Below are 24,977 nucleotides of genomic sequence, written 5' to 3' on the forward strand. Positions count from 1 at the left end.
AGAAAGGGAAAAAGGCAATGAAATCAAAACAGCCACCGATTCCCGGATTCGGGACTCCTTTATATATTATGGGAGGGGAAGGGGATTCACGCCGCAGTAACACTCGAACCATGAAAATCGATGATTTCAGGGGCGAAAACTGGATTTTGCCCTCCGGGAAATCAAAAACGGCCGCCATTTCCGGCAAATGGGAGGCGCGGCCATGGTGAGGGTAACTGTTGGCATGCGCTCAAGCTTCAACGAGCAAGAATATCGCTGCATCGGCGTTACCGCGCATGAGCGGGCCAATGGCCGCATGACAGAATTGGCCATATGGGAATCGCGCTGCCCCGAGTGCGGCGATCCCTTCACATTCCAAACCTCGGTTACGCGCGGGATCGTCAGCCCGAACAGAAGATGCGCGCGGCATCGAAAGCCGGGAATCAAAGTCAAATCGCTGAACGCCAACGCCGGGGGCGATGGCCCGGCTAGCAGCATGGAGGAATGAACATGGACACAACCGCGCCCAACGCGACGGTGCAGTTTACCGTCGCCTCAGAAAATGGCGTTGCTCATTGCCGGGTGACGCTGCCCAATGATGTCCTTGGCAAAGATTGGGTGGTGAAATACGGGAGCACCCGCGATTGGGCAATCGTATCTCTCACGAGGCACAGAATGCACATCGATGGGGCCGAACTGACGGAGGAACTGCTTTCAACCTGGCCGGAAGAACGGTTGCTTCTTTGGGCATGCGTTTGTTTAGGGGTTGTCGAAAGAGAACCTTCGCCGCTCGAAGAATGGAGCATCGATTTTCCATCCACCACCGTTACCGTCCAGTGCAGCCCGGCGCATCGAAAGCCGGGGATTCGGGTTCGCATGAACACCGAGCCAAGCAGCCGGGCGGGGGATTGATAGGCGCGGCCATTAGCGCCCGTTCTCCCGGCTATACTTTTGGGAGCGGAAACTGCATCCTATGAATCTGGCTTGGGGGCGTTATGAAAAAATACATCGATCCTACGGAAGCGCGCATCGCGCTCGACGATGAAGAGCGCAAGAAAAAGCGGAAGTCGCAGAAACCCAACAATGCGAAGGGCCTTGCAAAATCCGCCTTCAGGGAAGCGGCTGGCAAGGGCAAGCATGGGCCGATGAAAACCACAGAGGCCGGATATAGAGCTGCCGCACGGGATCCGCGCAAAGTCCGCTAACGTGTGGCTTTTGCTGCCTGTCGATTTCCTCTTGTGAGCGCACGGCAGCGGAACGGGTTCTGCTGTTTCCAGACATTGTAAATCGGCGGCTTGAACGCCTCGTCGGCATGGCTCGCCAGCGTTTGTTCGGTTTTTGAAAGTGATGGCAAATCTGCCGTTTCTTTCAAAACTTGGCCAATTGCCTGCGAAGTCATCCCCTTGCTTTCGGCAATCTCCTGCTGCGTCCAGCAAGCGAGCCATTTTCCGAAAATCCGCTGGTCGCGCTTAGCCTTCGAGTCCTTGTCGATGCGCCATTTCGTAAACCTCGGAAAGCGGCATAGTGCCGAGGCGAACCTTGTCGGCCAATTCGCGGGCGAGGCGATAGAAAATCCGGGCGCATGGGCAAATCGAGCCACGGCGCGGGCTATGATGCCACTTAAGAAATTTGTGGTGAAAACATCCGAGAAGCAGCTGGACACCGTAGCCACCATGGTCTACCTCGGTCACTCAAGGAGAAGCTAATGAACCCATTCGTTCTGTTCGTCGTCATCCTCGGGAGTGCCGCCGGTCTAGCCGTGGTGTCACTGCTCGGGTACATCGTGATCAAGGGGTTCCGTGAGGGGAACATGACCGGCCCCGGCTTGGTCCTTGGCGCGGTGGCTCTGGTTGCCGCTGGTCACCAGCTCTTCCCTAATCTTCAGCCTTAAAGCTAACCTTCCGTGGCGGCGTTTTCGCAGATCGTCGCGAAAGAGGTTCTGCTTGGGGAAGGCAGCGCCGCTAAAATCTTAGCGGCGCATGGCGATGCATTTAGATCAGCACAGAAGAAAATAGCCGCCGACGGCCCCGGCAAGGATTTGCTTTACCGCGCCATGAACGGATTCAACCGCAAGGACCGGGCCGCGAACAAGAACGCCGAGCAGATCACTGAAACTTGAAATCAGCCGGTTTCCGACGCGGCAACGATTTTGCGATGAACCGCCTCGATCCTCGCAATCGTTCGCCAGAGCGGTGCCCGGCCTTCGCCATTGGCAAGCCGCCATATCGTCTGACGGGAAACACCCGCTTGCCGCGCGATTTCGGCGTGGCTCATGCCAGCGGACTCCAACCCGGCAATCATCGCCTGGAATTGTTCGGTTTGGCTCGCCATGAGCGGGATTATAGACCGGCGCGCACCGAATTCGGTAGCACAGCAGCTTACGGCCCAATGCAGTCATTTGAAGCGTGGCAGGAGTTGTTTCGCAGCCACGTTGACGCGCGTCCGCGCGGAACTGAACCTCCCTCTAAGCACCGTCGTCATTTCGACTGGAGATTGCGCGCAATCTGCACCAGTGCGGCGTCGCTGGCATCTGCGCTGTCTGTTTTTCTTCCTGCATCCAGCCATGATTGGGTCATGACGCTCAGAATTTGCTCTTTGGATTGAACCACGCCCGCGGCATCGAAGTCCCTGCGAATTATGGCCAACACGTCGTTGCGTTTGACGTCGAGCGTGCCCCTCGCGAGGTCATTCGAGTAGGCCGTGGCACTTTCGCCGACTAACCCCAATTTTTGCGCCGCCCACATCCCAACCAGCTTATTGCGCCGCACCATTCGCAACGTATCCATTGAGATTCTCCATTGCTCGCCTTCTGGAATTATATCAGAAACCCACTACGGATCATCGTAAATGCAACAGCCGGGGTTCTGTCAGGCACACTGCGGCTCTGGTCCACACCTGGCGCAATGCCGCTATCCCCACTTGATCGCCAGCCAAGGCCGCACCCATTCTCCCGGCGTTCGGTCGAGATCGCGGTCACCTTATTGCTGATGAGATATGCACATTTAGTATGGCTAAAACCTAACGCAGCGGCAATTCAAATGCCACCACGCTTGGTCAAATACACGGTAGGGCTGCATCCCGGGGCGGGAGTTCGAAAAGGAGGGCCCACCGGGTTTATGACCGCCCCCTCTTATTCGCGCGAACTTTCGCGAAATAAATTCATGCCCTCCTAAGCCGACCCGCTATTGATCCACTGCAACCGACAGTTATCCTTCAGCCATGCTATAGAAACATAGCTCGTTGCGTGGGGGAAGTAAGAATGGTACATTGCCAAGCAAGTAATTCGCAGGGATGGCCGGACGCGAACGGCAAGCAATCGGATCGAAATCGCCATCCCTCAAAGCGAGGGATTTTTTATGAGCGACGACGCCGAAATCCTCGATCTGCGACGGAAGGTCGAGCACGCCAAATCGATTGGCATTTCCGCACAAAGGCAGATTGCCGGGCTTCGGCAAGGAAACCGGCAAGGCCGCTCACCCGATCCCGCCACGCAAATCATCCGGGCCATGGCCGCTTCGCTGAAAGCGCGGGTGGCCAAGCAGGATTTCACAGCCTACGTCCTAAGCAATTACCCGGAAGCGGTCGCGAAAGCCGTGCTCGAAACCGCCGCAAATCCCAACGGAATTCTGAAAGCCGCGACAAGCCCGGCGCAAACGAGTGTTGCCGGTTGGGCGGCAGAGCTTGCCGACACGACGATTGGGCCGATTGCTTTCTTGGCACCGCAAAGCGCCTTTTCGCAACTTGCGCGCCGTCCCGGAACCCTTCGGCTATCCTTCACCGGCAACGCTGGCGTAACGCTTCCCGCGACGACAGCGGGCGACCTTGCGGGCGGCTTCCTTGGCGAGGGCCAATCGATTCCGGTTCGCAAGGGCAGGCTGGTCGCCGCCGCCGCCAACCCCTCAAGAATTGGGGTGATTTCGACCTACACCCGCGAAATGGCGAAGGCGAGCGGAGAGAGCTTTGAAAATCTCGTGAAGAGCGTTACCGCCAGCGATATTCAGGCGGTGGTCGATGCCGTGATGCTATCCGCCAACGCCGCAGCCGGGGCGACGCCCGCAGGCTTGCTCTACAGCGTTGCGCCCTTGCCAGCGTCGGCGGAAACCGGCGCGGCAGCAATCGCCGTCGATCTCGGCGCGTTGGCCGCCGCCATTCCCGGCGCGGGCGATCTGGTTTTTCTGTCCCGCGAGGAAGTCAGAGTCCGCGCGCTCGTCGCCGCGCCCGGCGCTGCGCTCGTGCCGTGGATCACCGCGCCGTCGCTTGCTGAAAATCAGATTGTCGCGCTGGACGCCGCCGCGCTGGCGATTGGCGAAGGCGATCTGGAATATTCGATTACCGAGGAAGCGCTGATCGTAACCGAAGATTCTGAGCCGATTGCCGAACCGTTGACCGCTGAAACGCAGTCGCTTTGGCAGGTTGCCGCTTTCGGCTTGAGACTGCTGACCGACGTTTCATGGGCCATGCGCGGAACGGGCCGGATCTGTTTTATCGAAGAAATCGGCTGGTAACGCCATGGGAAAGCCGGTTCTTACGCGGGGATTCTACGAAACGTTTGCCACCGAGCTTGCCAAGCTGCTGGACGAGGAGCGCGCACTTACCAACGCGGCGATGGAAAGGCTTGAAAGCCGCATGCTTGCGAAGCTTGTTACCGAAGTGCGAGTCCTCCGGGCGCAAATTGCTGCGGTAGAAAAGAGGCGGCCATGAAATGGCAGGAAGGAACGGAAAAAATGAAGACCACCGAAATGGAACGCGCCGAAGATTCAAGCATCATGGAATCTTTGGCCGACGCCGGTCTGGACGATATCGCCAGAAGACCAAGAGAGCCGTTCGCCGCAATCGATCCCAACGGCGATAAGGCGAAGCGCGACGAGGCGCTATTGGCGCTCGCGGCCAAGCTTGCAACATGCGCCGAACGCATGGGCGACGAGGTTGCCGATATCAGCTTCAACCTGACCGGAATGGGCGAGCTTTCGTTCCGAGCTTATCGGCGGCGGGCAAACGCCACGCCGGAAAAGGCGTCTTGACACTCTTTGAGGCCAAATCCTGAGGTCAGCGGCGCGCCGGTCAGTTGGTGGTGGGCCGAACTTCAAACGAACCGGCGAATGTCACGGATGCCGATTCCTGCTGCTCTTTTTCGGCAGAAAATTCCTCGGCTGAGTTGGCATACATTTCAGCTGCCCTTTGAATTATCGTCTCCGGCGACACACACTCCATCCCGATCCGACTAATCATTTGCCTCGATATATCACTTAAACCCGCGCCCCCGACTAGTTCGAATTTCAGTGGATAACTAGGGTCGCTTTGCTCATCGTAAGCTGCGTTTAGCCCAATTTCCGCTGCGATCTCTTTTAGTCGGTCAATTTCCAAGACCACCATCACGAACAATTTGCCCTGTATAAAATCCCAAAGTGCATCCTTGTCTTCAATGGTTAGCGTGAACGGGACGAAGGGTACCCACGTCTGTTGGGACTTTTCAATGTTCCAACCAAACACAAGCGGCTCTCGCAGTCCCATATCCGCAAAAATCTCCTGGATGGTTGGAGCATCGTCCCCCATGGCGACATAGAACAAGCCTTTTTCTGGCTGCTCAATCCCGTAGCCGTATTCCCTTGCCTTGCCGATGCACATGTTCATCAGGTCCACATGATCTCGCTCGGCGACCCTCGATCCTCGACGCCGAACCTCCTCCATTCCGCGCAGTCCTTTAGCTCTGTCAGTCGTGAAGAACGTGTTTAGCATTTCGAGACTGCGGGTCTGCTTTCGTCCCCTTGGGTTGAGCTTCTTCTTCGATGCCTTCACCTCGACCAACATCGGATCTGGGCCTGCCATCACGCAGATATCGCCATGACGTATTGTGTTCGTAATGTCCACGAGAAGCGCCGGAATTCTGGCGTCGACGAATGAATCCAAAACAGCTAATTCCGTTCTGAGGCCATCTTTCCCACCAATGAAACCCGCACTCTGCTTGGCGTTATAATTGTCCGTGTTGTAGAGGGTTTGCTTCAGCGCGTATTTGTCCATGTAGAGGAAGGCGATTGCGTCTCCAAAACAGCGCCAGATAAACGCACACCTTCGCAGGCCTTCAATCCGATTCGTCAAAAACACAAAACGTTTGAGGTCCGCATCCGGTGCATCCGGATCAATTGTTTTTAACTCCATTTTTAGTGGGCGAATGCGTTCTTCCGTTAGAATAATCTCACCCAACAGCAACGCCTGCATTTCTCTGAGAGCGGCGAGATTATTCTGATCGTTTCGTAAGGTGGTGAGGAGATCATGTGCACGGCCAAACGACCGTTTTCGATATCCAAGCATGTTGACCTATGACTGTTTTGCTTCTGGCTCGTCCGGCCCGTAATTGCGGGAAATCCATTCGCCATTATCGTCACGCTTATAGTCGATGCGATCTACTTCATCATTTCCGACAAGCCGCATTATTCGCACCAACTCAGCTAGCTCATACTCATACAGGCATTTGCTCCGGTCATAGTCCGAGTTCAAGAAGAAACCTTCTGCATGAAAGTCTGTTTCGCACCTAGTAGTGGGGGCGAAAACGAAACTATGAACCAGCTGATTTGTCAGAAACGACAATTTCACCGTCGCAGATTGGCGATTTGCGACGTCGTAGAACTCGCTCGGCCAATGCCTGGTCATCCGGTCGGGTATTCGAGCCGGATCGAGCAGAGCAAGTTTCCGGCATTTCACATCAGAAAGCGCCGTTCGATCCGTTAGTTTTTTTGCCTCAAGCAGTTTGCGGATGGTGAAGCCTGCCTGAAAAATGGCTCTCTCGTAGTCAACATTAGCCTGCTCGTCGTCTTCTCCCAAAAAGAAGCCATCAAGTTTTTTTGCGTCCCTAAGCAGGGCTTGCTTCCATGGCCAACTCTCCCAAATCAAATTCGTCCCCCTACGCTTAGCTCGCATAGTCGTTGGGCTAGTATGATTGTCAACAGGGTTGGGTCGTCGCTGTTGCGGGAGGCGGCAGCGGGCTTACTGGACTAGTTACCAGCGGCGCGGGGCTTGCTGCGTCTGCAACGACAATGATGGGTCTTATGAGCGCTTGCGCTTTGCCAAAGTCCAGCGACCTTGCCGGGCTTTCCAATTTCGCCGGGCGCTCGAAGGAAACCGGGACAGAGAACGTAACGAACAATTACAGCAACCGGACCTCCATCCGGGTTGACGCCGGAACCGGGGAAACGCGGATTACCACAAATCAGGGCATCGCGTTTGCGAAGCAGTTGTATGCAGCCGTTCAGCAGGTACTTGTTCGCGAGCAAAGGCCGGGCGGTTCGCTGTACTAACGCGGGCCGCATAGCGGGCGCATAGGCTGAATAATTTCGAGCTTTCGGGAATGAATTATAAAATCTGTTATAACGAAAATTGTTTATTTAATTTAATAGCAAAAACAATAACTTACTGGCAATTTGGCGGAAGAGGTGGGATTCGAACCCACGGTACGGTTTCCCGCACGCCGGTTTTCAAGACCGGTTCCTTAAACCACTCGGACACTCTTCCTTGTGCGCCTTATGGCGCAAAGGGCATGGCCAATGCAAGGGTAGGGCGGAAAAATCTGCGGCCGGAAGACCGGCCGGTTAACGGTTGAGCGAAGCGCTGTTAGGATTCTGTAAACCATGATCATTAAAATTGTTGCTATCGCCAGGAAATCATTTCGCAAATTCGCCATGACTGTCGCCGAGTTAAAGTCTCGTTAGGTGAGTGGGCGTACGCAATATTGGCCCGTCATCGGGCAGTTGCTTAACCATACGATCTTGGGCGGCGTGGGACATATGAGACTGGAATACGGGGCGGCCTCTTTCGCAATGGGTACGCGGTGGCTGGCGCTGGCGCTGATGTGCGCCACCGTCACGGCTTGCGGTACGGCTTCGCAGGCGCCGAAAAAGCGCGCTCACGGCAAGGAATATTTCTCCGAAAAGGAATATGGCGTCAAAGCAAGCCCGCGCGTTGCCAGCGGCGCCAACATACCGAAGGGCGGCGGGCGCTACATCGTCGGCAACCCTTACGAGGTCAAGGGCAAGTGGTATTATCCCAAGGAAGACTTCGCCTATAGCAAAGTGGGCGTCGCATCGTGGTATGGCTCCGCATTTCACGGCCGGCTGACGGCAAACGGCGAAGTCTACGACCAGATGCACCTTTCCGCCGCGCATCCGACCTTCCCGCTGCCGAGCTACGCGCGTGTCACCAATCTCGAAAACGGCTCGTCGGTGGTCGTGCGCGTCAACGACCGCGGCCCCTATCACGAAGGCCGCATCATCGACCTTTCCAACAAGACGGCGACCATGCTCGACCTGCAGCACAGCGGCACCGGCAAGGTGCGCGTTCAATATGTCGGCAAGGCGCGCATGGATGGGCACGACATGCCTTACCTGATGGCATCCTACGTGCCGAAGGGAAGCCGGGTTCCGGGCGTCAATCCGGGAGGGCAGATCGCAACCGGCGTGATGGTTGCGTCGAACAGCAAGAAGATCACCGGCGATCAACTGCAGAGCCTTGGCTCGTTGACTGTCGATCAGGCTAAGGTGCCGGTGCCTATGTCCGCGACGGCCTACGGCGGCTCGACGCCAAGCGCGCGCTACAATGCGGCACCCGTGCCCATGCCATCTCCGACCTTCGGCAATTCAGGAGGGGCGTTCGAGCAGATGGTCGTGCTGCCGCAGATTGGACCCATTCCCTATGAGCGCCCTTACGGCTACGGGCAGGGCGGTTCGCCCGCCATGGGCTACCAGGGCGGGGACGAGAAGACGGTGACCGTCGAGCTCGCCTTCGACGCCGTCATGGTCCGCAATGACGGTCTGACGCAGGATTCGATCCTCGCCTCTTTCAAGCGCCAACAGGCAAAACAGATCGCACCCTGATTGGAAGCGATTGCGCGCGCCGCGCGCTGCCTCTAACGTCGAGAGTCGAACCTTCGATCCCATGGAGCCTCGATGTTGAAGCGTCTGCTTCGTCTGTGTGCGTGCCTTCTGCCCTTCGCTTCGCAATCGAACGCTGCCGAAACCGCGCCCGCCGGCTTTGTGACCAAGGCCGCGCAGGCCTATATGATCGAGGCATCGACCGGAACGGTGCTGCTTGCGAAGAATGAGGAGCAGAGCTTCTCACCTGCCTCGCTGGCAAAGCTGATGACGATGGATCTGGTCTTCGGCTCACTGAAGAAGGGCGAGATCACGCTCGATACCGAATATCCGGTTTCCGAACATGCCTGGCGCACGGGAGGCGCACCATCGCGGACGGCAACGATGTTCGCAGCGCTGAAATCCCATATTCGCGTCGAGGACTTGATCAAAGGCGTTGCCGTCCAGGGCGCGAACGACGGGTGCATCATCCTTGCGGAGGGCATGAGCGGCACCGAGGGCAATTTCGCTGCCGCAATGACGCGACGGGCGCAGACGCTCGGCATGCAGAAATCGATCTTTACTAACTCCACCGGCCTGCCGGACGGCAAAAGCAAGGTGTCCGCGCGTGACCTGGTGGCGCTCGCGGTCGATCTGCGGCAATCCTACCCCGAATATTATCATTACTTCGCGCAGCCGGATTTCGAGTGGAACAAGATCTTCCAGCGCAACCGCAATCCCTTGCTGGGCTTAGGGCTTGGCGCCGACGGGCTGGCAACCGGCTTTGCCGAGGGCGAGGGATATTCGATCGTCGCCTCGGCGGAGCGTGACGGAAAGCGGCTCTTCCTGGCGCTCGGCGGCATTGCTTCCGACAAGGAACGGACCGAGGAGGCAAAGCGCATCTTGGAATGGGGGCAGACCGCTTTCGAGGATCGTCAGTTGTTCGCGGACAAGGAAGTTGTCGGCGCGGCCAGCGTCTATGGCGGCCAGACCGGAAAAGTGGACCTCGTCGCGAAGGGGCCCGTCAGTGTCTACATTCCGGTCAGCAATCCTGACAGGCTCTCAGCGAGGATCGTCTATCGCTGGCCGCTGACGGCGCCCGTTGCTGCCGATGCCGAAGCGGGCACGCTGGTCATCTCGGCGGGCGGCCGCATATTGCGCGAAGTGCCGCTTTATACCGCACAAGGCGTCGCGCAGGGTTCGCTGACGAGCCGGGCGTTCGATGCGCTTCTGGAGCTCGGCGAATCGCTGCTCTTCTCATGGCTCTGGGACACGGCCGAACCCACCTGATCGCCATATTCATTGCCTAAATTGCCGGGGAAGGAACGGAAGGTGTCCAGCCTGACGGTTTCGCTTGGCCCTGTCTTCGGATAGATAGGAAGAAAGCCCAGTGGCGCGGGCGCTGAAGAATGCGGGAATGTGTCATTGTCATCCGGTACGGGATTGTTCGTTACGTTTGAAGGCGGGGAAGGGGCTGGGAAGTCCACGCAGATCCGCCGGCTGGCGGAAGCGCTGAGGGCGCGCGGCCATGAGGTTCTGCTGACGCGGGAACCCGGCGGCTCGCCCGGTGCCGAAGCCGTGCGCCATGTGTTGCTGTCCGGCGCCGCGGAGGCCTTCGGCACGCGCATGGAAGCCATTCTCTTTGCCGCGGCCCGCAATGATCACGTCGAGGCGGTGATTCGCCCAGCGCTTCTTCAGAGCAAGATCGTGCTGTGCGACCGCTTCATGGATTCCTCGCGCGTCTATCAGGGCGTGACGGGCAATCTCGAGGCGGATTTCATCGAGACGCTGCAGCGGATTGCCGTCAACGGCGTCGTGCCGGATTGCACGCTGATCCTCGACATTCCAGCAAGGCTTGGTCTGGAGCGAGTAAAGAAGCGCAGTGCGGCGACGGCCAGCGGACCGGACCGCTTCGAAAAGGACGAACTCGAAATCCACGAAAAACGCCGCGAAGCCTATCTCGACATAGCCGCGCGCGAACCGGAACGGTGCCACGTCGTCAACGCGACCCAGGACGAAGAGGCGATTGCCGCGGAAATTCTCGCGATCGTCAACCAGCTTCTTGCACCCGTTGCCGCCGCGAAGATGCCGGAGGCCGCGCATGAGTGACGAGCGACCGGGACTTCTGGACGGCGCCATCTGGCCGGCCGAAAACACTAAACTCTTCGGGCATGACGGCGCACAAGCCTTTCTTTCGCAATCCTACCGCTCCGGCAAAGGCCATCACGCGGTCCTGATCGAGGGGCCGGAGGGGATCGGAAAGGCAACGCTGGCTTTTCGCTTTGCGAATTACGTTCTGTCGAATCCCGATCCGGCAATGGCGCCTACAGCGATCGGCGATCCCGACCCAGCCTCTTCCGTCAGCCGCCAGATCGCTTCAGGGGCCTCGCATAACCTGCTCTATCTTTCCCGTCCCGTCGACGAGAAGACAGGCAAGGTGAAGTCGGCGATCACGGTGGACGAGGTGCGGCGCGCCGGACGCTTCTTCTCGCAGACTTCCGGAACAGGCAACTGGCGCATCGTCATCATCGATCCGGCAGACGACATGAACCGCAACGCGGCAAACGCCATCCTGAAAATTCTCGAGGAGCCGCCGAAACGGGCGCTTTTCCTCGTGCTGTCGCATGCACCGGGCAAGCTTCTGCCGACGATCCGTTCCCGGTGTCTCCCGCTCAGGCTTTCGCCGCTGGATAACAGCGCTTTGGGTGCGGCGCTCGCCACTCTCGGCGTAACCGGCAGCGATGCCTCGATGCTATCGGCGGCGAAGGGAAGCGTCGGGGAGGCATTGAAGCTTCTGAATTATGGGGGCGGCGAGATCATCGCGGCTTACAGCGAGGTCCTGTCGGCTCAAGGTCCGACGGCTCGAAAGGCGATGCATCGCCTGGCGGATGCCTTGTCCGGCAAGGATAGCGACACGATCTTCGAGTTCTTCACGAGCTATGTCGGCGACGATCTCATGAGCCGGGCGCGCCAAGCGGCGCGGGTAGGGCAGCTTTCCGCCGCCGAACGGCTGGCACGGCTGCAATCCGATATCAACGAGCGGCTTGCCGTTTCCGACGCTTACAATCTCGACCGCAAGCAGACGATCCTTAGTATTCTCGGCGATATCAAGCAGCCGGGGCCCTGATCAGCCTGTGAGCAGCTTCCACGCGACGATTACAAGCGTGAGTGCAAGAACGATGCGGATCGTGCGTTCATGCAGCTTCGGCGCCAGGAGACTGCCGGCGATGATGCCCGGAATCGAACCGATCAGCAGCGCAATCAGCAGTGGCCAGTCGATCTCTCCGATGATCCAGTAGCCCATGCCGCCGATCAGCGTCAGCGGCACCGCATGGACGATATCGGAGCCGACGATTTCGCGGACATCGAGCCGCGGATAAAGGACAAGCAGGATCGTCACGCCCAGTGCACCGGCGCCGACCGATGTCAGCGTAACGAGGATGCCGAGCGCCAGTCCGAGGACGGTGGTGAGAATGACAATCGTCGCCGGGCGGGGCGGGGCGCGCTCGCCGGTGACCCGGCGGGCGAATACGAGGATCTGCGCCCGGAAGACAAGCATCACCGCTGTCATGACGAGCAGCCAGCCAAGTGCAACGGTAATCGTATGGGCAACCTCGACGCTCTTGCGGTCGACGCCTGCCATCAGCCAGAGCATCAGAAGCGCTGCCGGAACGCTGCCCGCGCCCAGCGCGCCGACAACACGCCAGTTGATGCGGCCATGCATGCCATGAACCGCCGTGCCCGCCGTCTTTGTGACGGCGGCATAAAGCAGGTCAGTGCCGACCGCGGTTGCCGGATGGATGCCGAAAAGCAGGACAAGCAGCGGCGTCATCAGCGAGCCGCCGCCGACGCCAGTGATGCCGACAAGCGCGCCAACGAAAAAGCCGGAAAGCGAATAGAGCGGCTGAAAATTTTCGAGAAACGTCAAGCGACGGGCCTCTGACGGACAGAGAAACGGCTTTTGTCCGCTGCTGGAAATCTCACGTCGATTGCGCCCCGTTCTTTATGTTCGCAAGGCCTAGAATGTGGCAGAAAGCGAGTCAAGCTCAGCGCTCCGGCAAACCGCCAAATCACAGTCGCTTTGGAAACTTAGTGTTTCTCTTCTCCATGACATGCGCTAAGAGCGGCTGATATTTCGAGAGAGCAAGCCGGACACGATGGCCGCCATGACAGACAAGACGCCTTTCTACATCACCACCGCGATTTCCTATCCGAACGGCAAGCCGCATATCGGCCATGCCTACGAGCTGATCGCGACGGACGCCATGGCACGCTTTCAGCGCCTTAATGGCCGCGATGTCTTCTTTCTGACGGGCACCGACGAGCACGGCCAGAAGATGCAGCAGACGGCACGCGCTGAGGGCATCACCGCCCAGGAGCTTGCCGACCGCAACTCCGGTGAGTTCCAGGCGATGGCCAAGCTGCTGAACGCCTCGAACGACGATTTCATCCGCACGACGGAAGCCCGCCACCACGAGGCCTCCAGGGACATCTGGAACCTGATGGCGGAAAACGGCGATGTCTACAAGGATTCCTACGCCGGCTGGTATTCGGTGCGCGACGAGGCCTATTACCAGGAAAACGAAACGGAGCTTCGCGCCGACGGCGTGCGCTACGGGCCGCAGGGCACGCCAGTCGAATGGGTGCAGGAGGAAAGCTACTTCTTCAAGCTTTCCGAATACCAGGACAAGCTCCTCAAGCACTATGAGGATAATCCCGATTTTATCGGCCCGGCCGAGCGGCGCAACGAAGTGATCTCCTTCGTCAAGTCCGGCTTGAAAGACCTTTCGATTTCGCGCACGACCTTCGATTGGGGAATCAGGGTACCCAACGATCCGGCGCACGTCATGTATGTCTGGGTCGATGCGCTGACCAATTACATCACAGCGACCGGCTATCTCCAGGATCCGAACGGCCCGAGAGCGAAATACTGGCCGGCCAACGTTCACGTCATCGGCAAGGACATCATCCGCTTCCACGCGGTCTATTGGCCAGCCTTCCTGATGTCGGCAAAGCTGCCACTGCCGAAGCGGGTCTTTGCGCATGGCTTCCTGCTCAACAAGGGCGAGAAGATGTCGAAGTCGGTCGGCAATGTCGTCGATCCCGTCAATCTGGTGAACCATTTCGGTCTCGATCAGGTGCGCTATTTCTTCCTGCGCGAAGTTTCCTTCGGTCAGGACGGCAGCTATAGCGAAGAGGCGATCGGCACGCGGATCAATTCCGATCTTGCGAACGGCATCGGCAATCTCGCGAGCCGCTCGCTGTCGATGATCTTTAAGAACTGCGACGGCCAGATTCCGGATTGCGGGCAGCTGATGGACGAGGACAAGGCGATGCTGGCTCAGGTCGACGCGCTGCTTGCCTCCACGCGCGACGATATGGACAAGCAGATGATCCACAGGGCACTCGCTTCCATCATAGCGGTTGTTTCAGAAACCGACCGCTATTTCGCAGGCCAGGAACCGTGGGCGCTGAAGAAAACCGATCCGACGCGGATGGGCACCGTGCTTTATGTGGCGGCTGAAGTCGTCCGCCAGATTGCGATCCTGCTGCAGCCGTTCATGCCGGAATCGGCGGGCAAGCTGCTCGACCTCGTCGCCGCACCTGCCGACAGGCGCGATTTCGCGGCACTGGGCGAAGCCGGACGCCTTGTTCCCGGAACGCCGCTGGAGGCTCCGAAGCCTGTCTTCCCGCGTTATGTGGCGCCGGAGGCCTGAGGTCTGCCATGCTGATCGATACGCATTGCCATCTGGATTTCGCCGATTTCGAGGAGGAGCGCGATGAAATCGTGTCTCGCGCGCATCAGGCCGGCGTGAAGCAGATGGTGACGATCTCGACCCGGGTGCGGAAGCTCGAAAAGCTGCTCGCGATCACCGAGAAATATCCCTCGGTCTTCTGCTCCGTCGGCACGCATCCGAACAATGCGGATGAGGAGCTCGAGATCCAGACCGAAGATCTCGTGCGTCTCGCCAATGCCCATGAGAAGATCGTCGCGATCGGCGAGGCTGGGCTCGATTACTTCTACGACACCCAGAAGCCGGAGGATCAAAAGACCGGTTTTTTGCGCCACATCGCTGCCGCACGCGAAACGCAGTTGCCGCTGGTGATCCATAGCCGTAGCGCTGACGAGGACATGGCGGCGATCCTGACAGAGGAGACCGGGAAGGGGGCCTTCCCCTTCATTCTCCACTGCTTCTCGGCCGGCCCCGGGCTTGCCCGAACCGGCGTCGAACTCGGCGGCTACATTTCCTTCTCGGGCATCCTCACCTTTCCGAAATCCGAGGAGTTGCGGGCGATCGCCAAAACGGTTCCGCACGACCGGCTGCTGGTCGAAACCGACGCGCCTTACCTTGCGCCTAAGCGCTGGCGGGGCAAGCGCAACGAGCCGTCCTATGTGGTGAATACCGCCGAGATTCTGGCTGAAACGCTCGGCGTCAGCCACGCCGAGATGGCGCGGATCACCACCGAGAACGCTTTCCGGCTCTTCTCGAAGATGCCGAAGGTCTAGCCGCGTGCGTTACCGGCGGCGCTTCACCATTCTCGGCTGCGCGTCGTCGCCCGGCGTGCCGCGCATCACCGGCGATTGGGGCGCCTGCGATCCGGCCAACCCGAAGAACCGCCGCACGCGCGCAGCCTTCATGGTACAGCAATACGATGACAACGGCGGGGTCACGACCGTCGTCATCGATACCGGATCGGACTTTCGCGAACAGATGATCGCCGCCAAGGTAGAGCACATCGACGCCGTGCTCTATACGCATCCGCATGCCGACCATATTCACGGCATCGACGATCTGCGCGGCTATTTTCACAACGCCCAGCAGCGCGTGCCGATCTATGCCAATCCATTCACGATGGACCGCATTCGCCAGGGCTTCAGCTACTGCATCGAAACGCCGCCCGGCAGCAACTATCCGCCAATCGTCGAACCGATCCTGATCGAGGATATCGAGATACCGATCGCCATCAGCGGCGCCGGCGGCACGATTCCGTTCAGGCCGCATCTGCAGCAGCACGGCGATATCCACTCGCTCGGCTTCAGAATAGGCGATGTCGCTTATTGCAGCGATATCAGTGACTTTCCACCGGAGACTATAGAAAAACTTCAAGGTCTCGACACCCTTATCATCGACGCCCTGCAGTATCGCTACCATCCGAGCCATCTGTCGCTTGAGCAATCGCTAGACTGGATCGGGCGGCTGAAGCCGAAGCGAGCAATCCTGACACATATGCATACGCCACTCGACTACGACACCTTGATGGCCGAGACGCCGGATCATGTTGTGCCTGCCTATGATCAGATGCAGTTCGAGATCGAACTGGACGAGCTTCGCGCGATTTAGAGGAGGGGCTTCCAGGCCTTCCGGAACGTCGATCCAGGCCTTCAAGCACTTGGAATAGCGACGATTTCCTTTATAAGGGATTGGGTTTGAAAAAGGCCCTTCTATGACGAAGATTTTCAATCCGCCGTCGGTTCGCCGACCTTTCGGAAACTATAATCACGGCCTGATGGTGCCGCCTGGCGCTTCGCTGCTGGTGACATCCGGCCAACTCGGGATCGGTCTCGACGACAGTGTGCCCAAGGGTGTGACGGCGCAGGCGGAACTGTGCTTCGAGGCAATCAAGGCCATCCTTGAAGACGCGGATATGAGCTTTGCAGATGTCATCCGCATTTCTGGCTTCCTGACGCAGCGCGAGGACTTTCCGGCCTATATGGCCGTGCGCGACCGCTATACAGCCGACCCAAAGCCGACGTCGACGCTCATCATCGTCAGCGGGTTCACCCGGGCGGAATTCTTGGTGGAAGTGGAGGTAACGGCCGCCAAGGTCTTTTAGAACCCCTCCATAGCGGTCTTCACCCTTTCGAGGAAATTTGCGCGGGTTTCCGGCGTGCAGTTGTTCATGTCATAGTGGGCAAGGAAGGTGACCGGCTTCAGCGGGTTTATCTGGGCGCGCAGTACGCGCTTGACGATCTTCTTTGGCGGATTGCCTGCCACAAAGGCACGGAAGGGCGTGGCGCCGTAAGTCAGGACGGCTCCAAGCTTGCCGATATGGCGGAGCCGGGATTCGACCTTTCCATCAACCAGTTCGAAAGATACGCCCGGCAGCCACACGCGATCGAAATATCCTTTCAGGATTGCCGGAAAACCGAAATTCCAAACCGGTGTGACGATCACAAGTCCTTCCGCCTGCTTGAGCCGATCGACATAGGGTTTCACCAAAGCAATATTGTCCGGATAGTCGTGATAGGCGAGGCGATCATGGCGGGAGAGCACCGGATCGAAATTCTCCGCATAGAGATCGCAGCCGTCAACTTCGTGTCCGGCCTTCGTGAGGCTTTCGACTGCCTGCCGGTAAAGGGCTGCGCCGTAGCTTTCCTCAACCGGATGCGAATGAAGGACAAGAACCCTCACGAGGGCTCCATGACGCTGGCAAGCCCCGGGAACAGATAATTCTTGCCCGCCGAGAAGTCGAAATCGGGATTCTCCCAGGCGATCATCTTGCCTGGATTGAGCAGTCCCTTCGGGTCGGTCTCATGCTTGAAGGCAAGCTGAATCTTGTCGGTGCGCTTCATGCCGCCTTCCTCCAGCGTATAGCGGTGCGGGTTGAAGATCGGGCAGCCGTGATCCTGATGTATGTGGATGATTTCTTCGAGGCGCTCTTCCGTCGTGTAGCGCACCAGCGGCAGGCCCGAGCACTGAATCTGGCCATCGAACCTGATGAATTCGAGATGCCCAGGCACTTCGTCGCCAAAGATTTCGACCATCTTCCGAACCTTCTCGACATGATCCGGCCCCGGATATTGCACCTGCAGATAGGTGAAAGTCGGATCGATCTTCAGCGCGCGCAGCGTCGTATGGTTCCAGGCAAGCTCGTAGGCGTGCGGAATGCCCCGCATGCTCTCCACCTTGTCGGAGCGAAAGATGATCTCACCCTTCTGTGATGCAGCAAAGGCGAGGAATGCATCCATGGAATGCGGCGCGATCATCAGGACGACGACCGACTGGTCCTTGCGAATGTAGGGTCTGTGGCGGGTGAAATAGTCTTGCGGGATCGGAGCGGCAATCGGCGCGATCTCCTTGACGAGGATGCCGTTGCACCGTGCGAGCGCATCGGAGAAGCGGACGGCCGCCATGAAGTCGTCATAGCCGACCAGCACATCCGCCCAGTCGTAGGCCGGCGCGAGCGGCATTTCGATCTCGGTGATGATACCGTTGGTGCCGTAGGCATGGCTGACTTTCTGCAAGTCCCACCCCGTCAGGTCGAGCACCCGTGGCTCGGCTTCCATGGTGACGACGCGCAGCCGCAGGATATTGCCGAGGTCGCGCAGTCCGCCCCAGGTGATCGAGCCAACGCCACCGGAGCCGCCGGCAATGAAGCCACCAATCGTCGCCGTCTGCGCCGTCGACGGATGGAAGCGCAGTTCCTGACCGGAATGGGCCTTCGTCTGCTTGTCCAACTGGGCGATGACGATGCCGGGCTCGCAGATGACGCGGCCCGGATGGATTTCCTTGATCTTGTCCATGGCCGCAAGGTTGAGCACGATGCCTCCCGAAAGTGGCATGGCCTGGCCGTAATTGCCTGTGCCGGCGCCGCGCGGCGTCACCGGGACGCCATGCGCGAAGGCGACCTTCAGCGTCTGGATGACCTCCTCCTCGCTCTTCGGGGTGACGACGAGATCGGCGGTCACACTGTCGAGCTGCGCCTTCAGGATAGGCGAGTACCAATAGAAATCGCGGCTCTTCTGTCGCACGAGCGCCGGATTGTCCTCAACGGCGATGCCTGCAAGTTCCTTTTTGATCTTCTCGTAGTCCGGCATGTCAGGCTCCAACGATGCTATCGAGTTCACGGTAATCCGGCAGGCTGCGGTCGATCACCTTGCCGCGTCGAAGGACGACGCGGTCAGACTGCGGACGGGAAAGGAATTCGCTCCAACGCCGGGCGCTGAAGAGGACGAGATCGGCGGGGCTTCCCGCCGCGATCCGGCCGATATCCGGGCGGCCGACGATCGACGCCGGCGACGTGGTGATGACGCGGGCGGCGGTATCCAGCGGATGATCGAGATGCAGGATGCGTACCGCCTCGCGGAACACCTCGACCGGATCAAGGTCGCCGTAGGCATAGAAGGGATCGCGGGCATTGTCGGAGGCGACGGCGGTCTTGACGCCGGCTGCGGCAAGCTCCTTGAAGAGCGTCACTCCGCGCCAGCGCGGTGTCCTCCCTGGATAGCGGTCCTGCAGATACAGGTTGCACATCGGAAGCGAGATGATCGAGAGGCCAGCTTTGGCGACCAAGTCAACAGTCCTCCGGGCGAGACCGTCATCCTGCCGCGCGAGCGAGCAGCAGTGGCCGGCTGTGACGTTGCCTTGAAAGCCGTTGCGGATCACCGCATCGGCGATTGCCTTCAGCGTTTCCGCGCCCGGATCGTCGGTCTCGTCGACATGGAGGTCGACATCGAGTCCATTGTCCGCTGCGGTTCGAAACAGCGTATCGAGTTGCCAGACGAGGTCAGGCCCAGTCCTCGTGACCCCGCCAAGCAGCCCGCCTTTTTCGCGAACCACCGTCACGAGATCGGCAAAGTAGGCGGCATCCACCATGAATTCCATCGGGAAGAGTGCGACGGCCTGCAACGTAATCCTGTCCCTCCAGGCCTCCCGTAGCTCATCGAAGACATCGAACGAAATTCGATGTTGCGGCGCGATGGAATCGAGATGGGTACGGATGAGGCTAGTGCCGTGGGCATAGGCGGACCGCAGCGAGAATTCCATGCGCGTCCTGACGTCGGCGGCGGACCAGTATGCCTCGCGGTCGGCGCGCACGGCTTCCAATGCCCCCATGAAGGTGCCGTCGGGATTGGCATTGCGCGACCAGATATGTCCTTTGTCGAGATGCGTATGAATGTCTGCGAAGCACGGCCAAACCATGCCGCCCTTGAGGTCAGACTTTGCATAGTCCGCCGGTGCTTCGCCTGGCGGCAGAACGGCGGAAACCAGACCGTCGGCGACGACGATATCGGCTCTGACCAGTCCCTCTTCGGCTGGCGCGTCATAACGGCCAACAGCGGCTGCCGGAAGCGTCGCATTGCTCAGCACGAAGCGGCCGGCATTGGGAGGCGAGATGAAGGAATAGGTCATCAGTTTTCGCGCCTCAGGCTGCTTTCATGCCAGCGATGCAGGCTAAGCCACGAGATGAAGGACGTGACGGCGAAGATTGCGACGCCGAGCATCGATAGCATCAGCAGCGCCGCAAAGAGCCGGGGTATGTTCAACCGGTACTGGGCCTCGAGCAGGCGGAAGGCAAGGCCGGAACCAGCACCTGCCGAGCCTGCTGCAAATTCCGCCACCACGGCAGCAATCAGCGCAAGTCCGCCGCCGATCCTGAGGCCGGTCATAAAATAAGGCTGAGCTGCGGGCAGTTTCAGATAAAGCAGCGTCTGCCAACGCGAGGCGCCATAGAGTTCGAAGAGGTTGATCAGATTGTGATCGACGCTCTTCAGGCCCTGAACCATGTTGGAGAGGATCGGGAAGAAGGCGACGAGGAAGGCACAGATCAACAGTGCAACTTGCGTCGATGGTGCGTAGATCAGGATGAGCGGTGAGATCGCCACGATGGGCGTCACCTGCAGGATCACCGCGAGCGGATAGAAGGCGATCTCGATCCAGCGGGATTGCACAAGGAAGATCGCAAAACCGACGCCGCCGACCAGCGCCAGCATCAGCGACATGAAGGTAACCTTGGTCGTGACCCAAAGGGCAGGGGCCAACGTTCCCCAATCCGCGACAAAGGCGTTGGCAACGGCGAGCGGACCGGGCAGAATATAGGGCGGAACACCAGACAGTGTGACGTAAAACCCCCAAATGACGACCAGAACGATGATGGCGATGAAGGGAACCGCGATCCTGAGAACCAGATCACGCCGCTTGGCATTGACTGTATTGGAGATCGACGGCGCGAGGGCCTCGGCTGTGTCCGTGCTCATCAATCTTCCTTTGCCGCGTTGATTGCCCCGATCAGCGAGTAAGAGACTGTTTCGCAGGCCCGCCGGTATTCCTCCGAGGTGCGATAATGGGCGTCGCGTTCCCGGTTTGTGACAAGCGGGAGGTCCGCATGGACCCGGCCAGGGCGCGCTTTCATGACGATGATCCGGCTGGAAAGATAGGCGGACTCGAACACCGAATGCGTCACGAAGATCACAGTGATGCCGGTCATCTTCCAGAGCAGCAGCACGTCGTCGTTTAGCTTCTGGCGGCTGATCTCGTCGAGCGCCGCGAAAGGCTCGTCCATCAGGAGCAGCTTCGGCTTGGTTACCAGAGCGCGGGCGATCGAGACGCGCATCTTCATGCCGCCGGAGAGCTCACGTGGGTAGGCTTCCGCGAAGTCCCGCAGGCCAACGGTCGCAAGCGCGCTCATGATCTGATCGCGGGCCGCCGCCTTCGAGACGCCGCGCAGCTTCAGCGGCAGGTAGACATTGCCGAAGACGCTTTTCCACGGCATCAGCGTCGGTTCCTGGAAAACGAAGCCGATATCGCCCTCCGGCAATCCTTTGGCGTTGATGCGTGAACTCGGCCAGTCGATCGTTCCGGACGTGATGTCGCCAAGTCCAGCGATGATGCGAAGCGCCGTCGACTTGCCGCAACCCGAAGGGCCGAGCAGGCTGATGAACTCGCCGTTCTCGACGGTGAGCGACATGCCGGAAAGCGCAACCGTTCCGCTGGAGAAGACCTTCGAAACGGATTGCATGGCAACCAGCGGCCGTTTGCGTTTTTCCTTGAGAGGCGCCGTCTGGATTTCGGCTAGGGGCATTGCGGGTTCTCTTCGTTCGAAGACGGTGCAGCCTGACGCTTGGACGCGGCAGGCCATCACAAAGCGAGCGCAGGCTTACTTCTTCAGCGCCATGCCGCTGCCCTTGCAGACGAATTTCGTCGTAAAGGCCTTCGTGTAGTCGGTGTCCGCCTTGAAGATCTTGATCCCAACCATTCCCTCGAAGAATTTCTTATAATGGGCGTCGGTGATACAGCCGATGCCCTTGTCCAGAGCCTCGCCCGATTCGACGATGCCGAATTCCTTCATCTTGGCGATGGAATAGGCGATCTGGCCATCCGTCATTTCCGGATTGTCCTTCTTAATCAGTTCATTCGCCTTGCTGTTGTCGCCGTAGAGATAATTGTACCACCCCTCGATCGAGGCATCGACGAAGCGCTGGACGACGTCCGGCTTCTTGTCGATCATCGTCTGCGTCGTTGTGATCATCGTGGAATATGGGGTGTAACCGTTGTCCGCGAGCAGAAACAGCTTCGGCTCCCAGCCCGTCTGCTTCTGGATTTCGTAGGGTTCGGACGTCAGGTAACCTTGCTGTGCCGACTCTTTGTCGGCAATGAACGGCGCGGGATTGAAGTTGTACGGCTTGTACTGTTCGTCCTTGAAGCCCTTGTAGTTTGCCTTCATCCACTCGAAGTAGGTCAGGTAACCGTCCTTGCTGAGGAAGAGCGTCTTCAGCTTGGCAAGGTCTTCGAACGTCTCGACGCCGGCGTCCGGGTGCGCGATCAGCACATGCGGGTCCTTCTGGAAGATGGCCGCGACATCCACCAACGGAATGCCTTGCTCCACGGCCGTGATTTCGCCCTGCGGGCCGCCCATGTAGAAGTCGATCTTGCCGGAGATCAGCAGCGCGCTGTTTGCCGCGTTCGGACCGCCCTGAACGATGCTGACATCAAGACCATACTTTTCGTAAGTGCCATCAGCGATCGCCTGATAGAAGCCGCCATGCTCGGCCTGCGCCAGCCAATTGGTGCCATAGGTCACGTTGTCGAGCGCGTAGCCTGACGGGGCCGCGGCAATTGCAGCACCGAGACCAAGGAGTACGGTGAATGCAATATTTTTCAGTGCATTGGACATGTTCGACATTCCCCTTTGGTGTCAGGGATCGCCGTAATCAGCGTCCCATTTTCTTCATTTGAGCGATTGCAATGCTCTTTGAAAAGCATCAAAATTCGTGCGCAACGATGCCTTTTTGGCATCTCAAAGAGCGCGCGCGCCTAATTTGTGCTGCGTGCCTAAAATTGATGCACCGAGGGCGCGATGCTGCATTCCAGAAAACTTCTCTACATCAACGAAATCGCCCGGTCGGGCTCCATCCGCAAGGCAGCGGCGCGGCTGAACGTCGCTTCGTCCGCCATCAACCGGCAGATCTTGGCGCTGGAGGAGGAAATGGGTGCTCCGCTCTTCGAGCGCCTGCCGCGCGGCCTGAGGCTGACAGCGGCCGGCGAACTGTGCATCGAACACATTCGCGAAGTTCTGAAGAACTACGATCGCCTGGAGGGCCGCATTCGCAGTCTCAGGATGCAGCAAGCGGGCAAGGTGCGGCTGGTAACGACGGTCGGGCTTGCCGCCGGGCCGCTCGCGGAAATCATCAGCCGCTTTCAATCGGAGCATCCGCGCGTCTTCTTCCAAATCAGGAACGATGCCGGCACGATGACCGTCAATCCTGTACTGTCGGGCGAGGTGGATATCGGGCTTGGCTTCAATATTCCCCCGACACCCGGTATTCGCACGCTCGGGAATTTCGATATCCCGATCGGCGTCGTCCTGCCGCCGGGGCATCGTTTGATCGCCCCCGGCCCGATCAATCTGGCGGACGTGGTGCAGGAGCGGCTGGTGCTGGCACAACAGGGCACCAGTCTTCGTGACGTGATAAATCTGGCTTTTGCCCGGCTCGACGTCCATCTCGAGCCGGTTCTCGAAACCAACGCTTCGGAGATGCTGAAGAAACTGGTGAAATCCGGGGCAGGGCTGACGATGCTAAACCCGCTCGACGTCATCACCGAGTGCAGAAACGGCGAGCTCGTCTTCCGGCCGATCGCCGAGCCGCATGCACGCCAGCAGCCGATGAAGCTGTTCGCGCGCGCCCGCGCGCCGCTGGATGCGGCAACGAGCCTCTTCGTCGAATACCTGCTGGCCGAGCTTGCAGGACTTGTGCAGGAGCTTCAGGTCAAGGGCCATATCGCGTCGGACAAGTCGGCCGCGGATTGATCTTACTTCGCGTAAAGATTTGAGAGCGGATAGCGCTTCAGATCATAGAGCATCTCGATGAAGCCTTTCACCTGATGGCTGCAGATGGCCGCGCCTTTTTCCGCGGTGCCGCGCGAGGCGTCGCCGACGACGCCGTATGGATTGAGATCATGGGCGATCCAGGCAAGAGAGTGCGGGGGCAGAGGCTGAATATAGTTCGACTGTTCCCGCATCCATTCCGCCTTCGAGATAAAATTCTGCGCGTTGTCCATGCGCACCAGGTCCGGCCGGAAGTGCAGCATCAGGGAGGTCTCCACCTCGCCGCCATGAATGCCGTATTTCGTTTCATGTTCGCTGATCATGCCCTCCGGATGGCCGAAACGGCCCCATTGCGTCGACAAAACGGCCATTTGGTAACGTACGCGCAGTTCCCGGGCGACGATGCTCATAACGTCGAGATTGCCGCCGTGCGAATTGACGATCACCATCTTTCGGATCCCGGCTTCGGCGACCTTCGCACCGATCGCGGTCCAGACGGGGATCAAAAGCTCAGCCCCAAGCGAGAGCGTGCCCGGGCCGTAGATATGTTCGTTCGCCTTGCCAATCTCCTGCGTCGCCAGCACCAATATGTCGAGGTCTTCCGGCCGCTTCCTTTTCAACTCCGAGAGCATGCCGTTAGCGATGGCGACATCGGTGGCGATCGGGAGATGCGGGCCGTGCTGCTCGGTCGACGCGATCGGAAGAATGGCTATGGTCGTGTCGGGAGGTAACGCGGCGAAATCATAGGTATTGAGTTCGTTCCAATAAAACGGCGTCGCCATCCAGCATTCCTTCCTTGCACTCTTAGACACTCAGTAGGAAATCGTACAGCGCGCGAAAAGCATCAATTTGCGCCAGCGCCGATGCCTTTTTGTGAGAGGTGCGGTGAATACGGCTTGAGAATGGGACTATGACTTGGCCGACATGATGCTTGTTTGCTGCCAACATCGTGGCGATGGCCCGGGGTACTTTCGCAAATCCCCATGCAGGCGGTACGCTTAAGTTCCATAAGATAGATTATCCAACTTTGATTTGTAGCCGCAAAGTTAAAGTGTCCTGTTTCTGCAAAGTTGGAATGTCACACTCTCCCCGGTTTTGATGACCTGGGAG

At 58.8% G+C, this 24,977-nt stretch carries 30 protein-coding genes and 1 tRNA gene; 17 read left to right on the top strand and 14 right to left on the bottom strand.

What is annotated here, in order from left to right; all coding sequences use genetic code 11:
* Positions 1–17 precede the first annotated feature (17 nt).
* The 3 genes from BN1800_RS41515 to BN1800_RS23855 all read left to right on the top strand — a co-directional run bounded on the left by BN1800_RS41515 (position 18) and on the right by BN1800_RS23855 (position 1,184).
* Positions 18–209 (top strand): hypothetical protein, encoded by a 192-nt coding sequence (locus BN1800_RS41515; protein ID WP_179213873.1) that lies wholly within the window; start codon positions 18–20, stop codon positions 207–209.
* Between the two features lie 280 nt (positions 210–489).
* Positions 490–891, top strand: a complete 402-nt coding sequence (locus BN1800_RS23850; RefSeq protein WP_087001434.1) for a hypothetical protein — start codon at positions 490–492, stop codon at positions 889–891.
* Positions 892–974: 83 nt separating this feature from the next.
* Positions 975–1,184, top strand: coding sequence for a hypothetical protein (locus tag BN1800_RS23855; RefSeq protein WP_087001435.1), 210 nt, complete (start codon positions 975–977; stop codon positions 1,182–1,184).
* On the opposite strand, the gene BN1800_RS23860 is transcribed toward BN1800_RS23855, so the two are convergent.
* On the bottom strand, positions 1,181–1,654 hold the full coding sequence (locus BN1800_RS23860) for a hypothetical protein (RefSeq protein ID WP_087001436.1): 474 nt from the start codon (positions 1,652–1,654) through the stop codon (positions 1,181–1,183). The genes BN1800_RS23855 and BN1800_RS23860 overlap by 4 nt on opposite strands.
* Positions 1,655–1,684: 30 nt before the next feature.
* On the opposite strand from BN1800_RS23860, the gene BN1800_RS23865 reads away from it, so the two are divergent.
* Together BN1800_RS23865 and BN1800_RS23870 are read left to right on the top strand one after the other, a co-directional pair.
* Positions 1,685–1,870: a hypothetical protein gene (locus tag BN1800_RS23865; protein ID WP_087001437.1), complete on the top strand. Its 186-nt coding sequence runs from the start codon at positions 1,685–1,687 to the stop codon at positions 1,868–1,870.
* A gap of 12 nt (positions 1,871–1,882) precedes the next feature.
* Complete coding sequence (locus BN1800_RS23870; RefSeq protein WP_087001438.1) at positions 1,883–2,098, top strand: hypothetical protein; 216 nt, start codon at positions 1,883–1,885, stop codon at positions 2,096–2,098.
* Positions 2,099–2,100: 2 nt separating this feature from the next.
* On the opposite strand, the gene BN1800_RS23875 is transcribed toward BN1800_RS23870, so the two are convergent.
* Both BN1800_RS23875 and BN1800_RS23880 read right to left on the bottom strand, forming a co-directional pair.
* Complete coding sequence (locus BN1800_RS23875) at positions 2,101–2,253, bottom strand: helix-turn-helix transcriptional regulator (protein WP_244564615.1); 153 nt, start codon at positions 2,251–2,253, stop codon at positions 2,101–2,103.
* A gap of 203 nt (positions 2,254–2,456) precedes the next feature.
* Complete coding sequence (locus tag BN1800_RS23880) at positions 2,457–2,765, bottom strand: ATPase inhibitor subunit zeta (protein WP_244564616.1); 309 nt, start codon at positions 2,763–2,765, stop codon at positions 2,457–2,459.
* Between the two features lie 570 nt (positions 2,766–3,335).
* On the opposite strand from BN1800_RS23880, the gene BN1800_RS23885 reads away from it, so the two are divergent.
* The 3 genes from BN1800_RS23885 to BN1800_RS23895 are packed head-to-tail and all read left to right on the top strand — an operon-like array spanning position 3,336 to position 5,000.
* Positions 3,336–4,484 carry a hypothetical protein gene (locus tag BN1800_RS23885; RefSeq protein WP_087001440.1) on the top strand — a complete coding sequence of 383 codons (1,149 nt, stop codon included), beginning with the start codon at positions 3,336–3,338 and terminating at the stop codon, positions 4,482–4,484.
* Positions 4,485–4,488: 4 nt separating this feature from the next.
* Positions 4,489–4,680 (top strand): hypothetical protein, encoded by a 192-nt coding sequence (locus BN1800_RS23890; protein WP_087001441.1) that lies wholly within the window; start codon positions 4,489–4,491, stop codon positions 4,678–4,680.
* A 23-nt stretch (positions 4,681–4,703) separates the two neighbouring features.
* Positions 4,704–5,000 (top strand): hypothetical protein, encoded by a 297-nt coding sequence (locus BN1800_RS23895; RefSeq protein ID WP_143534065.1) that lies wholly within the window; start codon positions 4,704–4,706, stop codon positions 4,998–5,000.
* 40 nt (positions 5,001–5,040) lie between these two features.
* Here the strand turns inward: BN1800_RS23895 and BN1800_RS23900 are convergent, their stop codons facing one another.
* The 3 genes from BN1800_RS23900 to BN1800_RS23915 form a co-directional block, all read right to left on the bottom strand.
* Positions 5,041–6,288 (bottom strand): hypothetical protein, encoded by a 1,248-nt coding sequence (locus BN1800_RS23900; protein ID WP_143534068.1) that lies wholly within the window; start codon positions 6,286–6,288, stop codon positions 5,041–5,043.
* Between the two features lie 6 nt (positions 6,289–6,294).
* On the bottom strand, positions 6,295–6,867 hold the full coding sequence (locus BN1800_RS23905) for a hypothetical protein (protein WP_143534070.1): 573 nt from the start codon (positions 6,865–6,867) through the stop codon (positions 6,295–6,297).
* A gap of 528 nt (positions 6,868–7,395) precedes the next feature.
* A tRNA-Ser gene (locus BN1800_RS23915) sits at positions 7,396–7,485 on the bottom strand.
* A 272-nt stretch (positions 7,486–7,757) separates the two neighbouring features.
* On the opposite strand from BN1800_RS23915, the gene BN1800_RS23920 reads away from it, so the two are divergent.
* The 4 genes from BN1800_RS23920 (at position 7,758) to BN1800_RS23935 (ending at position 11,946) form a co-directional block, all read left to right on the top strand.
* The gene (locus tag BN1800_RS23920) at positions 7,758–8,843 is read left to right on the top strand and encodes a septal ring lytic transglycosylase RlpA family protein (protein WP_087001446.1); all 1,086 of its coding nucleotides are present in this window, start codon (positions 7,758–7,760) and stop codon (positions 8,841–8,843) included.
* A 72-nt stretch (positions 8,844–8,915) separates the two neighbouring features.
* A complete protein-coding gene (locus BN1800_RS23925; protein WP_087001447.1) occupies positions 8,916–10,109 on the top strand; it encodes a D-alanyl-D-alanine carboxypeptidase family protein in 1,194 nt (397 codons plus the stop codon).
* Between the two features lie 135 nt (positions 10,110–10,244).
* Positions 10,245–10,928, top strand: a complete 684-nt coding sequence (gene tmk, locus BN1800_RS23930) for a dTMP kinase (RefSeq protein WP_027513554.1) — start codon at positions 10,245–10,247, stop codon at positions 10,926–10,928.
* Complete coding sequence (locus BN1800_RS23935) at positions 10,921–11,946, top strand: DNA polymerase III subunit delta' (RefSeq protein WP_087001448.1); 1,026 nt, start codon at positions 10,921–10,923, stop codon at positions 11,944–11,946. Before tmk ends, BN1800_RS23935 begins: the two co-directional genes overlap by 8 nt.
* On the opposite strand, the gene BN1800_RS23940 is transcribed toward BN1800_RS23935, so the two are convergent.
* Entirely contained in the window at positions 11,947–12,747 is an 801-nt protein-coding gene (locus BN1800_RS23940; protein WP_087001449.1) for a sulfite exporter TauE/SafE family protein, read from the bottom strand.
* Between the two features lie 238 nt (positions 12,748–12,985).
* Between BN1800_RS23940 and metG the strand changes: the two genes are divergently transcribed.
* The 4 genes from metG to BN1800_RS23960 all read left to right on the top strand — a co-directional run bounded on the left by metG (position 12,986) and on the right by BN1800_RS23960 (position 16,655).
* A complete protein-coding gene (gene metG / locus BN1800_RS23945) occupies positions 12,986–14,536 on the top strand; it encodes a methionine--tRNA ligase (protein ID WP_027513551.1) in 1,551 nt (516 codons plus the stop codon).
* A gap of 8 nt (positions 14,537–14,544) precedes the next feature.
* The gene (locus BN1800_RS23950) at positions 14,545–15,327 is read left to right on the top strand and encodes a TatD family hydrolase (RefSeq protein ID WP_087001450.1); all 783 of its coding nucleotides are present in this window, start codon (positions 14,545–14,547) and stop codon (positions 15,325–15,327) included.
* A gap of 4 nt (positions 15,328–15,331) precedes the next feature.
* A complete protein-coding gene (locus BN1800_RS23955) occupies positions 15,332–16,162 on the top strand; it encodes an MBL fold metallo-hydrolase (protein ID WP_027513549.1) in 831 nt (276 codons plus the stop codon).
* Between the two features lie 103 nt (positions 16,163–16,265).
* Positions 16,266–16,655 (top strand): RidA family protein, encoded by a 390-nt coding sequence (locus tag BN1800_RS23960; RefSeq protein ID WP_087001451.1) that lies wholly within the window; start codon positions 16,266–16,268, stop codon positions 16,653–16,655.
* Here the strand turns inward: BN1800_RS23960 and BN1800_RS23965 are convergent.
* From BN1800_RS23965 to BN1800_RS23990, 6 genes are all read right to left on the bottom strand, one after another.
* On the bottom strand, positions 16,652–17,233 hold the full coding sequence (locus tag BN1800_RS23965; RefSeq protein ID WP_027513547.1) for an NAD(P)H-dependent oxidoreductase: 582 nt from the start codon (positions 17,231–17,233) through the stop codon (positions 16,652–16,654). The two genes, BN1800_RS23960 and BN1800_RS23965, sit on opposite strands and share 4 nt — an antisense overlap.
* Positions 17,230–18,639: an FAD-binding oxidoreductase gene (locus BN1800_RS23970; RefSeq protein ID WP_087001452.1), complete on the bottom strand. Its 1,410-nt coding sequence runs from the start codon at positions 18,637–18,639 to the stop codon at positions 17,230–17,232. The genes BN1800_RS23965 and BN1800_RS23970 overlap by 4 nt, the downstream gene beginning before the upstream one ends.
* A gap of 1 nt (position 18,640) precedes the next feature.
* On the bottom strand, positions 18,641–19,954 hold the full coding sequence (locus BN1800_RS23975; RefSeq protein WP_087001453.1) for a cytosine deaminase: 1,314 nt from the start codon (positions 19,952–19,954) through the stop codon (positions 18,641–18,643).
* The gene (locus tag BN1800_RS23980; RefSeq protein WP_087001454.1) at positions 19,954–20,799 is read right to left on the bottom strand and encodes an ABC transporter permease; all 846 of its coding nucleotides are present in this window, start codon (positions 20,797–20,799) and stop codon (positions 19,954–19,956) included. Before BN1800_RS23980 ends, BN1800_RS23975 begins: the two co-directional genes overlap by 1 nt.
* A complete protein-coding gene (locus tag BN1800_RS23985) occupies positions 20,799–21,623 on the bottom strand; it encodes an ABC transporter ATP-binding protein (protein WP_027513543.1) in 825 nt (274 codons plus the stop codon). The genes BN1800_RS23980 and BN1800_RS23985 overlap by 1 nt, the downstream gene beginning before the upstream one ends.
* A 75-nt stretch (positions 21,624–21,698) precedes the next feature.
* Positions 21,699–22,715 carry an ABC transporter substrate-binding protein gene (locus BN1800_RS23990; RefSeq protein ID WP_087001462.1) on the bottom strand — a complete coding sequence of 339 codons (1,017 nt, stop codon included), beginning with the start codon at positions 22,713–22,715 and terminating at the stop codon, positions 21,699–21,701.
* Positions 22,716–22,898: 183 nt separating this feature from the next.
* Here BN1800_RS23990 and BN1800_RS23995 point away from each other — a divergent pair, with 183 nt between their 5' ends.
* Positions 22,899–23,849: a LysR family transcriptional regulator gene (locus BN1800_RS23995; protein WP_027513541.1), complete on the top strand. Its 951-nt coding sequence runs from the start codon at positions 22,899–22,901 to the stop codon at positions 23,847–23,849.
* A gap of 2 nt (positions 23,850–23,851) precedes the next feature.
* Here the strand turns inward: BN1800_RS23995 and BN1800_RS24000 are convergent, their stop codons facing one another.
* A complete protein-coding gene (locus tag BN1800_RS24000; protein WP_027513540.1) occupies positions 23,852–24,649 on the bottom strand; it encodes a creatininase family protein in 798 nt (265 codons plus the stop codon).
* Between the last annotated feature and the right edge of the window lie 328 nt (positions 24,650–24,977).

Origin of the sequence: Rhizobium sullae (genome assembly GCF_900169785.1) — a bacterium.
Lineage (GTDB): Bacteria > Pseudomonadota > Alphaproteobacteria > Rhizobiales > Rhizobiaceae > Rhizobium > Rhizobium sullae.